Annotated in this window: 11 protein-coding genes and 2 pseudogenes; 2 read left to right on the top strand and 11 right to left on the bottom strand. The window is 65.1% G+C overall.

All coding sequences use genetic code 11. From position 1 onward, the window contains the following. Positions 1-9: 9 nt before the first annotated feature. The 4 genes and pseudogenes from J2808_RS00670 to J2808_RS00655 all read right to left on the bottom strand — a co-directional run bounded on the left by J2808_RS00670 (position 10) and on the right by J2808_RS00655 (position 2,245). Positions 10-897 (bottom strand): ABC transporter ATP-binding protein, encoded by an 888-nt coding sequence (locus J2808_RS00670; protein ID WP_309810132.1) that lies wholly within the window; start codon positions 895-897, stop codon positions 10-12. Next, positions 887-1,054 (bottom strand): annotated as a pseudogene (locus tag J2808_RS00665) (ABC transporter permease); the annotation flags it as partial. The pseudogene J2808_RS00665 and the gene J2808_RS00670, both read right to left, overlap by 11 nt. Continuing rightward, positions 1,051-1,302, bottom strand: a pseudogene (locus J2808_RS00660) (ABC transporter permease); the annotation flags it as partial. The pseudogenes J2808_RS00665 and J2808_RS00660, both read right to left, overlap by 4 nt. Further along, positions 1,256-2,245 carry an ABC transporter substrate-binding protein gene (locus J2808_RS00655; protein WP_309810130.1) on the bottom strand — a complete coding sequence of 330 codons (990 nt, stop codon included), beginning with the start codon at positions 2,243-2,245 and terminating at the stop codon, positions 1,256-1,258. The gene J2808_RS00655 and the pseudogene J2808_RS00660, both read right to left, overlap by 47 nt. A gap of 261 nt (positions 2,246-2,506) precedes the next feature. On the opposite strand from J2808_RS00655, the gene J2808_RS00650 reads away from it, so the two are divergent. Beyond that, positions 2,507-3,142, top strand: a complete 636-nt coding sequence (locus J2808_RS00650) for a DUF2461 domain-containing protein (protein ID WP_309810126.1) — start codon at positions 2,507-2,509, stop codon at positions 3,140-3,142. 163 nt (positions 3,143-3,305) lie between these two features. Here J2808_RS00650 and J2808_RS00645 read toward each other — a convergent pair whose 3' ends face one another. The 7 genes from J2808_RS00645 to J2808_RS00615 form a co-directional block, all read right to left on the bottom strand. Beyond that, positions 3,306-4,853, bottom strand: coding sequence for an amino acid permease (locus J2808_RS00645; protein WP_309810123.1), 1,548 nt, complete (start codon positions 4,851-4,853; stop codon positions 3,306-3,308). Positions 4,854-5,029: 176 nt separating this feature from the next. Next, entirely contained in the window at positions 5,030-5,437 is a 408-nt protein-coding gene (locus J2808_RS00640; RefSeq protein WP_309810120.1) for a DUF779 domain-containing protein, read from the bottom strand. Beyond that, on the bottom strand, positions 5,437-6,459 hold the full coding sequence (gene adhP / locus J2808_RS00635; protein WP_309810118.1) for an alcohol dehydrogenase AdhP: 1,023 nt from the start codon (positions 6,457-6,459) through the stop codon (positions 5,437-5,439). Before adhP ends, J2808_RS00640 begins: the two co-directional genes overlap by 1 nt. A gap of 58 nt (positions 6,460-6,517) precedes the next feature. Continuing rightward, positions 6,518-8,044, bottom strand: coding sequence for an acetaldehyde dehydrogenase ExaC (exaC, locus tag J2808_RS00630; protein WP_309810115.1), 1,527 nt, complete (start codon positions 8,042-8,044; stop codon positions 6,518-6,520). A 159-nt stretch (positions 8,045-8,203) separates the two neighbouring features. After that, entirely contained in the window at positions 8,204-9,592 is a 1,389-nt protein-coding gene (locus tag J2808_RS00625; RefSeq protein ID WP_309810112.1) for a helix-turn-helix domain-containing protein, read from the bottom strand. Positions 9,593-9,672: 80 nt separating this feature from the next. Continuing rightward, positions 9,673-11,106, bottom strand: coding sequence for an FAD-dependent oxidoreductase (locus J2808_RS00620; RefSeq protein ID WP_309810110.1), 1,434 nt, complete (start codon positions 11,104-11,106; stop codon positions 9,673-9,675). A gap of 136 nt (positions 11,107-11,242) precedes the next feature. Continuing rightward, entirely contained in the window at positions 11,243-12,241 is a 999-nt protein-coding gene (locus tag J2808_RS00615; RefSeq protein ID WP_309810107.1) for a DNA topoisomerase IB, read from the bottom strand. 84 nt (positions 12,242-12,325) lie between these two features. Between J2808_RS00615 and rarD the strand changes: the two genes are divergently transcribed. After that, positions 12,326-13,333 (top strand): EamA family transporter RarD, encoded by a 1,008-nt coding sequence (gene rarD, locus J2808_RS00610; protein ID WP_397427957.1) that lies wholly within the window; start codon positions 12,326-12,328, stop codon positions 13,331-13,333. The last annotated feature ends 1 nt before the right edge of the window (position 13,334 follow it).

The following is a 13,334-nucleotide window of genomic DNA, read 5'->3' as shown; positions in this document are numbered from 1 at the left end:
CACGGGCGCCTAGCCCGCCGTCGGGCCCCCCGGCGCCGCTGCGGGAGCCGCAGCGGGCGTGCCTGCCGACGCGGGGCGGTGGCCCTTCTTGGCGATCTGGATCTGTTCGTAGACGTGGTGCCGGAGCTCGGTGAAGCGCGGCAGGGCCCTGGTGTTGAGCTGGTCGCGCTCTTCCGGGAGGTCAATGACAATATCTTCCTGGATCACGGTGGGTGAGGAGGAGAGGATGATGACGCGTTCGCCGAGATAGACGGATTCGTCGATGTCGTGGGTCACGAACAGTACGGTAATCCCGAGCTTTTTCCACACGGTGCGGATCAGGTCCTCCAGGTCCGCACGGGTCTGGGCGTCCACGGCAGCAAACGGCTCGTCCATCAGCAGCACCTCGGGCTGGTACGCGATGGCGCGGGCGATCGCTACGCGCTGTTGCATGCCGCCGGAAAGCTGCCAAGGGTAGGAGCGCGGGACGTGGGACAGGCCCACGGCTTCGAGGGCCTCGTCCACAAGCCTGTCACGCTCGGCCTTGCCCACACCCTGGTTTTTCAGCGGCAGCTCCACATTTTCCCGGACCCGCATCCAGGGGAACAGGGACCTGCCGTATTCCTGGAAGACCACGGCCATCTTTTTGGGCGGCCCTGACACGCGCTTCCCGTCCAGGAACACCTCGCCCTCGGTGGGTGCCATCAGCCCGGAGATGCACTTCAGGAGCGTTGTCTTGCCGGAGCCGGATGGGCCCACGAGGCAGGCCAGTTCGCCGGCGCGCAGGTCGAAGGTCAGATTGCGCACCGCCTCGACGTCGCCGCCGTCGGTCTGGTACACCTTCTTCAGGCTCCGGACGGAGAGCATCGCCTCCGGCAGAGTCTTCCCGGACGGGGCCGGGGATGCGTCAGGCTGCATTTTCTACCTCTTTCTGGCCGTGGTACCAGCGCAGGATGTTCCGCTCCGCCCACTGGAAGATGAATGACATGGCCCCGCCCAGCAGACCAAGCACCACAATGCCGGACCACATTTCCGGGATGGCGAAGGAGCGCTGGAACTGGACGATGGTGAAGCCACGGACGGGATGGGCCGCAGGAACTCCACCGTGGAGTTGGTCGCCTTCCGCAGGAAGCCGCTGGAGCCAATGACGAAGCCCAGCAGCACGGCCAGGCCGCCGGCGATGATGAGTCCAAGGAACCAAGCCGTCATGGTTTCGCCCACCGCGATCCAGAATGCGGTCAGGCCGAAGTCCCGCACCAGCGCCACAGGCCTGAGCTCACGGGAGGAGGTCGCCGGCGTTCGGCGCCTTGGCCAGCGTGCCATATTTGGCGGCGGCGTCACCGAGGGTCTTGAAGGCATCCTGGTTGAATTCGACTCGGTAGCGCGGCAGGATCATCTTGGCCCGGGTGGCTTCGTCGATCTTGGTGTAGGTGCCCACGATGTCGCGGACCTCCTGCGGGTGCGCCTGGGCGTACTCAAGGGACTTGTTCATGGCACGGGTGAACTTGGCAGTCAGGTCGGCCTTGCCCTTGATGGTGTCCCCCTTGGTGAAGTAGCCGGCGATGTCCAATTCCGGGCTCATCTCCACGAAATTCGAAGAGACGATTGTTCCGCCTTCGGACACAGCCTTGGAGAGGAAGGGTTCCAGGATCCACGCCGCGTCCACCTGCTTGTTGGCCAGGGCCGCCGGAGCGTCCGGGAAGGCCACCTCAACAAACTTCACGCCGCTGGGATCGCCGCCGTCCTTTTCGATGACCGACTTGATGGTGGTGTCGCCGATATTGGAGAGGTTGTTCACCGAGACGGTTTTGCCGGCGAGGTCCTTCGCGGACTTGATCCCCGACCCGGCCGGGACGACGACGCCGCCGATGTCGTTCCCCTCTTCACCGGTGGTTGACACGCCGTTGGCGACAAATTTCAGGTCCAGGCCTTTGTCCTTGGCAACCATGACCGAAATCAGGTTGGAGAATGCGAAGTCGAAGCTCCCGCTGACCACACCCGGGACGATTGCCGCCCCGCCGGTGGCCGTCTGGATGTCCAGCTGCAGGCCCTCCTCCTTGAAGAACCCCTGCTTGTCACCCAAGTAGATCGGTGCGCAGTCGACGATCGGGATCACCCCAACGCTGACTTTGGTCAGGTCCGTGCTCCCGGTGGCACCGGCAGTGGACGTGCCGCCGCCTGGGGAACTCGGTGAACCGGACCCACAGGCTGACAAGCCCAGGACGGATGCTGCGGCGAGGGCGGCGATAACAGTACGACGTTTCATGTCACTCCTTTGTGCACGGGCATGGGAGCAACGGCGCCCCCAAGCCGACGCTATCCGCAGTCCGAACAGACGTTCAACTGAAAGCCTCTGCCATGGGACGTTGAAGCGTCAACTAGATCGGCCCATCGTTATCCTCATGATACGTATGCAACCGCATGGTGGACAGGGGTCCGACTTCCGGATCCGTGGCTGGTGGTGGAGCTTTCCACATAGCCGCGGTGGGCTCTGGCTGGAGGTCATTTCACTACCTAGGATCACTGCATGAGTACATTCCAGGGGATCCCCACGGGGGCTTTTGAGTTCTACGCCGAACTTGAGCACAACAACAACCGCGAGTGGTGGCTGGAGCACAAGGACAGCTACGACACCTTGGTCCGGGACCCGGTCACGGCACTGCTGGCCGAGCTGGAGCCGCGGTTCGGGCCGGGCAAGATCTTCCGGCCCAACCGGGACATCAGGTTCTCGCCGGACAAGTCGCCGTACAAGACCGCCCAGGGCGCCTTCGCGTCGGCGCAGGAAGGCGTGGGCTATTACCTGCAGGTCAGCGCTGACGGGCTGTTGGTCGGCGGCGGCTACCACTCCCATACCCCGGCGCAGCTGGCGCGGTTCCGGAATTCGGTGGATGCCTCGGGTACGGGTGAGTCGCTGCGGCACATCGTGGACGGCGTGGCCGCCGCGGGCTTTGTGGTGGAGGGCGAGAAGCTCAAGACCGTACCCCGCGGATATGACCGGGACCATGCCCGGGGCGAACTGCTCAAGCACAAGTCGCTCTCCGCCGGAATCGAACTGGGCCAGCCAGCGTGGGTGGACACGCCTGAGGCGGCCCGGAAGGTGGCCGAGCTGTGGGACCAGCTACGGCCCCTGGTGGAATGGGTGGGCCGGCACGCCGCGCCGTGACAGCTCTGCTTGCTCTACGGTTGCGGGGCGGGCCCTGCCAGTAACGACCTGGCGTGTTCCAAACAAGAGAGGCACCCGGCCACCTGGTGGTGGGCGGATGCCTCTGTTGTTGCTACACGCAGCTGCGTGCCGCGGTTGTGTCTTGGTGCTGCAGCCGTCCGGCCTACCGGCGGGTGAGCGCCTCGTCCTCGGCTGCCGCCTGGACGCCTGGTTTTCCACTGTCCACCGCGGACTTGGCCGCGGCGAACTTTTCGTTCAGGCGGGAGTGCCTCTGGCCGTACGCAAAGTAGATGATGATGCCGATGACCAGCCAGCCGGCGAAGAAAATCCACGTCTCAACGGCCAGGTTGGTCATAAGGTACAGGCACAGCACGGCGGAGACCACCGGGAGGACCTTGCCGAAGGGCACCCGGAAGGACGGCTTCAGGTCGGGGCGCTTCTTGCGCAGCACCAGGATGCCCAGGCTGACCATCACAAACGCAGACAGTGTGCCGATGTTGATCATTTCCTCAAGCAGATCCACGTTGGTGAGGCCTGCCACGAGTGCCACGGCAGCGCCGCAGATGATCTGGAGGCGGACCGGCGTCGAACGCTTGTCGCTGGTCTTGGACAGGGACCGCGGCAGCAGGCCGTCGCGGCTCATGGCCAGCACCACGCGGGACAGTCCCATCAGCAGCACCATGATGACGGTGGTGAGGCCAATGAGCGAACCGAAGGCAATGACCTTGGCGGCAGTAGTGTTGCCGACGGCCTCAAACGCGGTGGTGAGCGTGGGGTTTTCGGCCGCGGCGAGGTCGGTGTAGGACACCATGCCGGTCAGCGCCAGGGAGACCAGGATGTAGAGCAGGGTCACCACCGCGAGGCCGCCGAAGATGCCTCGCGGCAGGGTCTTCTGCGGGTTCTTGACTTCCTCAGCGGAGGTGGCCACCACATCGAAGCCAATGAACGCGAAGAACACCAGGGCAGCGCCGGCGAAGACGCCGAGAGTGCCGTACTGCGCAGGGGCGGCACCGGTGAGGAAGCCGAAGAAGGACTGCTTGAGGACGTCAGCAGAACCGCCGGCGGTGGGCTCAGCCGCAGGGACGAACGGGCTGTAGTTCTCAACCTTCACGTAGGTAAAGCCCACCACGATCACAAACAGCACGACGCCGATCTTGATCAGGGTAAAGACGTTGCCCACGCGGGCCGAGAGCTTGGTTCCGAGCACCAGGAGGACCGTGAACACCGCAACAATCAGGAAGGCACCCCAGTAGAGGTCCACGCCGCCGATGGAAACGGCCGCAGGAACGTCGGCCCCCATCAGCGCAAAGACGTTGCTGAGGTAGATGCCCCAGTACTTGGCGATCACAGCCGCGGCGGTGAAGAGTTCCAGGATCAGGTTCCAGCCGATGATCCACGCCAGCAGCTCGCCCATGGTGGCGTACGTAAAGACGTAGGCGGACCCGGCGACGGGGATGGCGGTGGCGAACTCGGCGTAGCACATGATGGCCAGGGCACAGGTCACGGCGGCGATGGCGAAGGAGACCGTCACGGCCGGCCCGGAGAAGTTGGCCGCAGCCTTGGCGCCCACCGAGAAGATCCCGGCTCCGACGGCCACAGCGACACCCATGATCATCAGGTCCCAGGTGCTGAGCGACCGCTTGAGCTTGCGTCCGGGTTCATCGGCGTCAGCTATGGACTGCTCGATGGATTTGGTCCGGAGAAGGTTCATAAGTGGTTCCACAATCCTGAATAGTGTAGGAAACAGACTTATCAACTTTACCGTCCACCCACTGAACGGTCCCAATTGTCCCGCATGGTGAGACGCCACTAATGCCGAAGATAATTGCGAAAAAGCCCTTGCAGCCCTCCTTTTCGAGGGCCGCAAGGGCTTATATGCCGAACCGCTTAGACGGGCCAGTCCATCAGCTTCGACCGGATCAGGAACCGTTTGCCTTCCGGCGACTCAACCGAGAAACCGCTCCCCCGGCCTTGGACCACGTCCACGGTCAGATGGGTGTGGCTCCAGTAGTTGAACTGCTCCCTGGACATCCAGAACTCCAGGGGCTGCGGCTGCACGCCGTCGGCGATGTCGAAAAGCCCCAGGAGTACGTCCGCTTCCGCGGTGATGAACTCCCCGGCCGGGTAACACATGGGCGAGGAGCCGTCGCAGCAACCGCCGGACTGATGGAACATAAGGGGCCCGTGTTGGCCCCACAGTTTCCTGAGCAGTTCCACGGCCTCGGCCGTGAGCGCCACTCGGGAGATGTCTTCCCCAGGCAGCGTCACTGCTGCGTCAAGCCTCGCCTCCGTCATCAGTACTTGATGACGACGCGGCCGTCGATCTTGGCGTGCTTCATCTCGTCAAGAACAGCGTTGACCTCGGAAAGCTCCCGCGTTGACACAGTGGGGTGGATCTTGCCCTCCGCGTAGAACTCAAGGGCTTCCTCCAGGTCCTGCCGGGTACCCACGATCGAGCCGCGGACCGTCAGGCCCTTGAGCACAATCTCAAAGATAGGCGCCGGGAAGTCGCCCGGCGGCAGGCCGTTGAACACAATCGTCCCGCCCCGGCGGGCCATGCCGATCGCCTGGCCAAAAGCAGACGGGTGTACTGCGGTGACCAGGACTCCATGGCAACCTCCGGTTTCGCGTTGGATGACTTCGGCGGGATCTTCGTGCAGCGCGTTGACGGTGAGCTCCGCACCGTGCTTCTTGGCCAGGGCGAGTTTGTCGTCCGCGATATCCACGGCAGCTACGCGCAGGCCCATCGCCACGGCGTACTGGACAGCAATGTGCCCGAGCCCGCCGATACCGGAGATGGTGACCCACTGGCCGGGCTTGGCCTCGGTCATTTTCAGGCCCTTGTAGACCGTGACGCCGGCGCAAAGCACCGGGGCAACTTCAATGGGGTCCGAGCCCGCCGGGATGCGGGCGGCAAAGCGCGTGTCCACGAGCATGTACTCCCCGAAGGAACCGTCCACGCTGTAGCCGGCGTTCTTCTGCACCTCGCAGAGTGTCTCCCAGCCGGTGCGGCAGTACTGGCAGTCTCCGCACGCGGACCAAAGCCAGGCGTTACCGACGAGGTCGCCGACAGCCAGGTCCGTGACACCCTCGCCCAGGGCAACCACTTCGCCTACACCTTCGTGGCCGGGGATGAACGGCGGGGCCGGCTTGACCGGCCAGTCCCCCTCCGCCGCATGGAGGTCTGTGTGGCAAACGCCGGTGGTGATGAGCCTGACCAGCGCCTCGCCCCGGCCCGGTGTGGGAATGGGGAGGCTCTGGATCTGAAGATCCTTGCCGAATTCGGTTACTACTGCTGCTTGCATTGTCGTCGTCATTGGCGAAATCCCTTGCGTAGTTTGAAGCGGTTGTCATGCGGTGGGACGTAAACCGGGCTTAGAAGAAGCCGAGCTTGTTCTCGTTGTAGCTGACCAGGAGGTTCTTGGTCTGCTGGTAGTGGTCCAGCATCATGGAGTGGTTTTCACGTCCGATGCCGGAGGACTTGTACCCGCCGAACGCGGCGCCGGCCGGGTAGGCGTGGTAGTTGTTGACCCAGACGCGGCCAGCCTGGATCTCGCGTCCCGCACGGTAAGCGACGTTGCCGTTGCGGGACCAGACGCCCGCGCCGAGGCCGTACAGGGTGTCGTTGGCGATGCCCATGGCGTCGTTGTAGTCGCTGAAGCGGGTCACGGAAACAACAGGTCCGAAGATCTCCTCCTGGAAGATCCGCATCTTGTTGTGGCCCTCGAAGACGGTGGGCTGGACGTAGTAGCCACCCGCCAGATCGCCGGGGAGCTCCGCGCGGCCGCCGCCAATGAGCACCTTGGCGCCCTCCTGCTTGCCGATGTCGATGTAGGAGAGAATCTTTTCCAGTTGGTCGTTGGAGGCCTGGGCACCCACCTGCGTTTCGGTGTCGAGCGGATTGCCCTGAATCATCTTTCCTACCCGGGCGATGGCGTCGGCCATGAAGGAGTCGTAGATGTCTTCCTGAACCAAGGCACGCGACGGGCAGGTGCAGACCTCGCCCTGGTTGAACGCGAAGAGCGCGAAGCCCTCCTGGGCCTTGTCGTAGAACGCGTCGGAGGTGTCCGCCGCCACATCGTTGAAGAAGATATTGGGGCTCTTGCCACCCAGTTCCAGGGTGACCGGGATCAGGTTCTGGCTGGCGTACTGGCTGATCAGCCGGCCCGTGGACGTTTCGCCGGTGAAGGCGATCTTGCGGATGCGCGGGCTGGACGCGAGGGGCTTGCCGGCCTCGACGCCGAAGCCGTTGACTACATTGAGGACGCCGGCCGGGAGGAGATCACCGATGAGCTCCATCAGGACCAGGATCGACGTGGGTGTCTGCTCGGCAGGCTTGAGGACCACGGCGTTGCCGGCGGCGAGCGCGGGGGCCAGCTTCCAGACGGCCATCAGGATGGGGAAGTTCCAGGGGATGATCTGGCCTACCACGCCGAGCGGCTCGTGGTAGTGGTAGGCGGTAGTGTCGTCGTCGAGCTGGGACAGCCTGCCTTCCTGGGCGCGGACGGCGGAGGCGAAGTAGCGGAAGTGGTCCGCGGCGAGCGGCATGTCCGCGTTCAGGGTTTCGCGGACGGGCTTGCCGTTGTCCCAGGATTCGGCGACGGCCAGCATTTCAAGGTTCTCGTCGATCCGGTCGGCAATCTTGTTCAGGATGGCGGCGCGCTCGGCCACCGAGGTCTTGCCCCAGGACGGCGCGATCTTGTGGGCGGCGTCCAGGGCCAGCTCAATGTCCTCGGCGGTTCCGCGGGCAACTTCGCAGAAGACCTTGCCGGTGACGGGGGTGATGTTTTCGAAGTACTGGCCCTTGACGGGGGCAACCCACTCGCCGCCGATCCAGTTCTCGTAGCGGTCCTTGAAAGTGACCTTCGAACCCTCGGTACCGGGCTGTGCGTAAACAGTCATTGCTAGCTCCTTTGCTGTGCATGAGGTGGCCTTGATACTGGGGCCGCCGTTGGTTTCAGCGTAGGAGTGTGGAGGTTGCAGTCAGGTTGCGCGCCAGTGAGCCAGGTCACAGCAGAGGTCGAGCCTGGTTTCGACAAGCTCAACCACCGGCGGTGGGAGTCAAGCGCGCAGTTCGGCTTCCAGCCGCTCAAGGTCGGCGACGACGGCGGCCCGCTTCGGTGAGCGCGGCGGCAGCAGCTTGAGCGCGGCAGTCCGGACGTCGACGTCGTCCCTTGCCTCCGGGAGCGCCGCGTACTTGAGCAGCGTCTCGGCGCTGCCGTCGGTCAGCACCGCTTCGCGCATCAGGGAGGAGACGCGCTCCCGGAGGCTGATGATGCCGGGCGCCTCGGACCGCGGCAGAACCGCGCCGCGGTAGATTTCCAGCGCAATGCGGTGGGCTCCCCGCTGCAGGCAGTTCAGCACCTGGCCGCTGTCCGGGACCAGGTCCATGCTGAGTTTGTACGGCCTGGATTCGGGGACGGCGGCCGGATTGAGCTGCTGGAGCACTTTCCGGAGCCGGACCATTTCCGGGCGCAGCGTCATGGTGGAACCGCCGCCCGGGTAGAGCTGGTCACTGAGCTCCTCGGCCGTGAGGCCGTCCGGGTGGGTGCTGAGCAGGGCCAGGATTTCGCTGTGCCTGGCGGACAGGACCACAGTCTTGCCTTCGATGCTGAGCACAGCCTGGTCGCGGCCCAGGAGCTGGAGGCTGTTGCGGTAGAGGCTGCCTTCCTTCCCGCCGCCGGCGCCCGCTCCCCCGGCCCGGCTGGACCCGGGCGCGGTGCTGGAGTTCCGCCGTCGGGCCGGCCTGCTGGCAAGGGTCGCCGCCAGCTGAAGCCGCTCAACCCGCAACTGCGCCTGGGCAGCAGCCACCGTGGCTTCGACAAGCGACAGCGTGTGCGGCGCCACGGCGGTGGCCTTGCCCGTGATGTCCACGACGCCCAGCAGCGCGCCGGAATCAGGATCATGGAAGGGAACGGCAGTACAGCTCCACGAGTGGACGGACCGCTGATAGTGCTCCGCCCCGGAGATCTGGATGCCGCGGCCCAACGCCAGTGCTGTTCCCGGGGCGCTGGTGCCCACTGTGGCCTCTGACCAGTCAGCGCCGGGAACGAACATCATGCCTTCCGCGCGGCGCTGCAGGGCTGGATCCCCCTCCACCCACAGGAGGCGGCCAACCTCGTCCCCCACGGCCACCAGCAGTCCGCTGTCGTGGCTGGGCTGGACCAGCAGTTTCTGGATCACGGGCATGATGCTGGCCAGCGGATGCTGCCGCCGGTACTCCTCCAGCTCGTCCTGGTCCAGGGCGAGGGGGGCTTCGGGATTGTCCGGATTGGCCTTCAACCGCGCGGACCGCTGCCAGGATTCCCGGATCAGCCGGCGCAGCCCGGGCAATTCCGGCGCGTCTGGAAACGCGCGGGCGTCGAGCTGCTCGTGGGCGGCCAGGGCATGCCGCTGGGCCAGCGCTGACACTTCGCCGGCGGAAGCCGGCGGCTGGATCAGGTTCGTCATCGAACTCCCTCGGAGTTTTTGTCCAGATAATGCCGGTTGGCCGCCCGAAATGGCGCGCATTACCTGGACAAAAACTCGTATTAGGCGCGGGAAATGTTGATCATGTCCTCGCGCGGTACTACTTTGATGCGTTCACGGACGACGTCGGCTGTCCCGTCGTCTCCCACCCATTCTGCGCCGAGGGCTGCTTCGTGCGCATCGAGCTTGATCCAACCCTCCCACGTGGTGTATTCAATGCCGCGCTCATGGAGGAGATCGATAATAGCCTGCGGATCCGGGTTTTGGGCAGGGGGCAGGGTGAGCCGGTCCTCCAGCAGGAAGCCGATGGTCTCCAGGGCGTCGCCCTTGGTGTGGCCGATCAGGCCGACCGGCCCGCGTTTGATCCAGCCGGTGGCGTAGATTCCAGGGACTGTGTTGCCCTCGGCGTCCAGCACGCGGCCGCCCTCGTTGGGGACTACGCCGCGTTTGGCATCGTATTCCAGTTCATCCAGCGGCGAGCCGTGGTAGCCGATGGCGCGGTACACGGCCTGGACGGGGTAGTCCACAAACTCGCCGGTGCCCTTGACGTTGCCGGTCCCGTCCAGCTCCATCCGCTCGAACTTGATGCCCGCCACCCGGCCGGACCCGCCGTCGTCGTATACCTCTACGGGGCTGTGCAGGAAGTGCAGGTGCAGGCGGCGGGAGGACGGTTCTTCCGCTTCGGCGTGCTCCTCCACGAGCCAGTTGGTGAGGGTGTTCACCATGGTCTTGATCTGGTTGTTGCTGCGGATGGCGTCATCGGAGGCCTCGTCGAATTCGAAGTCCTCCGGGTACAGCACAATGTCCACATCCTTCATGTGGCTCAGTTCGCGCAGCTCCAGCGGGGTGAACTTTACCTGGGCGGGACCGCGGCGGCCGAAGACGTGGACGTCGGTGACGGGGGAGTTTTTCAGGCCCTGGTAAACGTTGTCCGGGATTTCGGTGGTGAGAAGTTCCTCGGCGTGCTTGGCCAGCATCCGGGCCACGTCCAGGGCCACGTTGCCGTTGCCGATCACGGCGATCTCCTTGGCATCCAGCGGCCACTCACGCGGCACATCAGGGTGTCCGTCGTACCAGGAGACGAAGTCTGCCCCGCCGAAGGAGCCGGCGAGGTCGATGCCCGGGATGGGCAGGTCCGCGTCCTTGATGGCGCCGGTGGAGAAGATCACAGCGTCATAGAAGGCCCGGAAGTCATGCAGGGTGAGGTCGCGGCCGTACGTGACGTTGCCCAGGAAGCGGATGTCGCCGCGGTCCAGGACCTTGTGCAGCGCGTTCACGATGCCCTTGATGCGCGGGTGGTCAGGCGCCACGCCGTAGCGGATCAGGCCGTAGGGCGCGGGGTAGGCCTCAAACAGGTCGATGCTGACTTCGAAGTCCCCGTCCTTGACGCCGTTGGACTTGGTCAGGATGTCCGCCGCATAAACACCTGCCGGTCCCGCGCCGACAATGGCAACGCGGAGTGGACGCTTGGAGGTGGTTTCGCCTGTGTTGGACACCGGGAGCCCTTCTGGAAGGAGGATTTCGCGCCGTAGGCGCTTCGTGCAGCGCACAGTGCTCTTGCGGACAGTGTCCCTATTCTAAATGTGCCTGGGTTCGAAACGTGCGTGCACTGATGCGGCGTCCCGCGAAGGCCTAGCCGCTTCGCTGCAGCGGCACCACGTCACCTTCTCTGTACAGGAGCGCACGGAGCTCCGACTCCGCGGACTGCGGCCGGTGGGGATCGATGGTCTCACCGGCGGCAAAGTGGTCCAGCAACCGGGGATCAACGTAGCTTTTGCGGGCGATCGACGGCGTGTTCCCCAGGACCGCGGCCGCCTCTTCCATGGCGATGCTGATGGCACGCTTCCGCGCAGCCACCTTTTCCTGGGGCCCGCTGCGCGCGAGGCTCAGGGCGGCGGCCACGGTCCCGCGCAGCGTCCGGAAGTCCTTGGCCGTGAAGTCCGAGCCGGTGCGCTCCTTGACATAGGCATTGATGTCGGCGCTGGTGACCGGATGCCAGGTCCTGCCGTTCTTGAACGCCAGCAGCCGGGCGTTGCCGCCGCGCCGCTTCAGCGTCCGCACCAGGGCGGCGAGGTCGGCGTCGTGGATTTCCGATTCCCAATCCTTCCCGCTCTTGGCGGGGAACTTCAGTTCCAGGCGCTCCTTGTGGACGTGGACGTGCGCGCACAGGAGCGTGGCGAGGCCGCGGCTGCCGTTCTCGTTCGTGTACCGCTCCGATCCCACCCGCAGCGATCCGCTGTCCAGCATCTTGAAGGCCGCCGCCAGCACGCGTTCGCGGCTGGGACCGTCGCTGCGCAGGTCCAGGGTGACCAGCCGGCGGGCGGTGGGCAGCGACTCCGCCAATTGCAGGGCGCGATCGAACTTCAGCCGGTCCTTCCGCTCACGCCATTCCGGGTGGTAGATGTACTGCCGCCGCCCCATAGCGTCCAGGCCTGTCGCCTGGATGTGCCCGTTGTCGAACGGCGCAATCCACACATCAGTCCAGGCCGGCGGGATCCCGATGCTTTCAAGCCTGTCCCGGATGGGGCCGGGTGGCAGGGTGGAGCCGTCCAGGTCGCGGTAGCTGAAGCCCGTCCCCGCGGCCACGCGCCGGTAGCCGCGGCCGTTCGCGTTGCTGCGGCGGAGCCTCACGGCGCGGCATCCTGCAGATTCGTCCGTTCCATAAAGGCAAGCCTACTGACTACTTGGCGGAATACCTGCCCGGAGCATGGTGTTATGGAAGGCGTGCCTACTCCCCATGGTCCAGCCTCCGCAACTCAAGCCACCGCAGTGACTGCGGGTGGGCCCGGGGCTTCCGGCCTCAAGGCCGTGGACAAAGAGACGACGGCGGGCATCGTCTTTGGCATCGGCGCCTACGGGCTGTGGGGGCTGCTGCCCCTGTACTTCTTCGCGCTGCTGCCCGCCGGAGCGGTGGAGATCGTGGCCAACCGGGTGGTCTGGTCGCTGCTTTTCTGTGTCCTGCTGATCACCGTCACGCGGTGTTGGCGTGCGCTGGCCGCTGCCTTCCGGAACCGCGCGGTGTTCGGCGCCCTGGCCATCGCCAGCGCCCTCATTGCCGTCAACTGGCTGACCTACACGTACGGCGTGACCACCGGCCAGGCGGTTGAAGCCTCCCTCGGATACTTCATCAATCCCCTTGTCTCGGTTCTCCTCGGCGTGATTGTCCTCAAGGAGAAGCTGCGCGTCCTCCAGTGGGCCGCCGTGGGGATCGGTTTTGTGGCGGTGGGCGTTCTCACGGTGAGCTACGGCAAACTGCCGTGGATCGCCCTGACACTGGCCTTCAGCTTCGGGCTGTACGGGTTCGTGAAGAAGCGCGTAGGCCCCAAGGTGGATGCCGTGACCAGCCTCAGCGTCGAGACCATGGTGCTGGCCCCGGTCGCCGCGGCCACCATGGTGTTCCTGGGCCTGAGCGGCTCGGCCACCCTGGCCAACCAGGGCCCGGGGCACTTCTGGCTCCTGGTGGCGTCCGGCGTACTCACCGCGGTGCCGCTGCTGTTCTTCGGAGCATCTGCACGCCGGCTGCCGTTGACCACCATCGGGCTGCTGCAGTACCTGGCGCCTGTGCTGCAGTTCGTTGTGGCGCTCGTGGTGTTCAACGAGGCCATGACGCCGGACCGCTGGATCGGCTTCGGCGTGGTGTGGCTGGCTTTGCTGGTACTGACAGTGGATATGCTCACTGCCGCCCGCCGGAACTCCGTGGCCAAGCGGCTCGCCAGCCCATAGC

The organism is Pseudarthrobacter sulfonivorans (assembly GCF_031454915.1).
GTDB lineage: Bacteria > Actinomycetota > Actinomycetes > Actinomycetales > Micrococcaceae > Arthrobacter > Arthrobacter sulfonivorans_C.
This window is presented reverse-complemented; position numbering and strand designations above follow the sequence as displayed.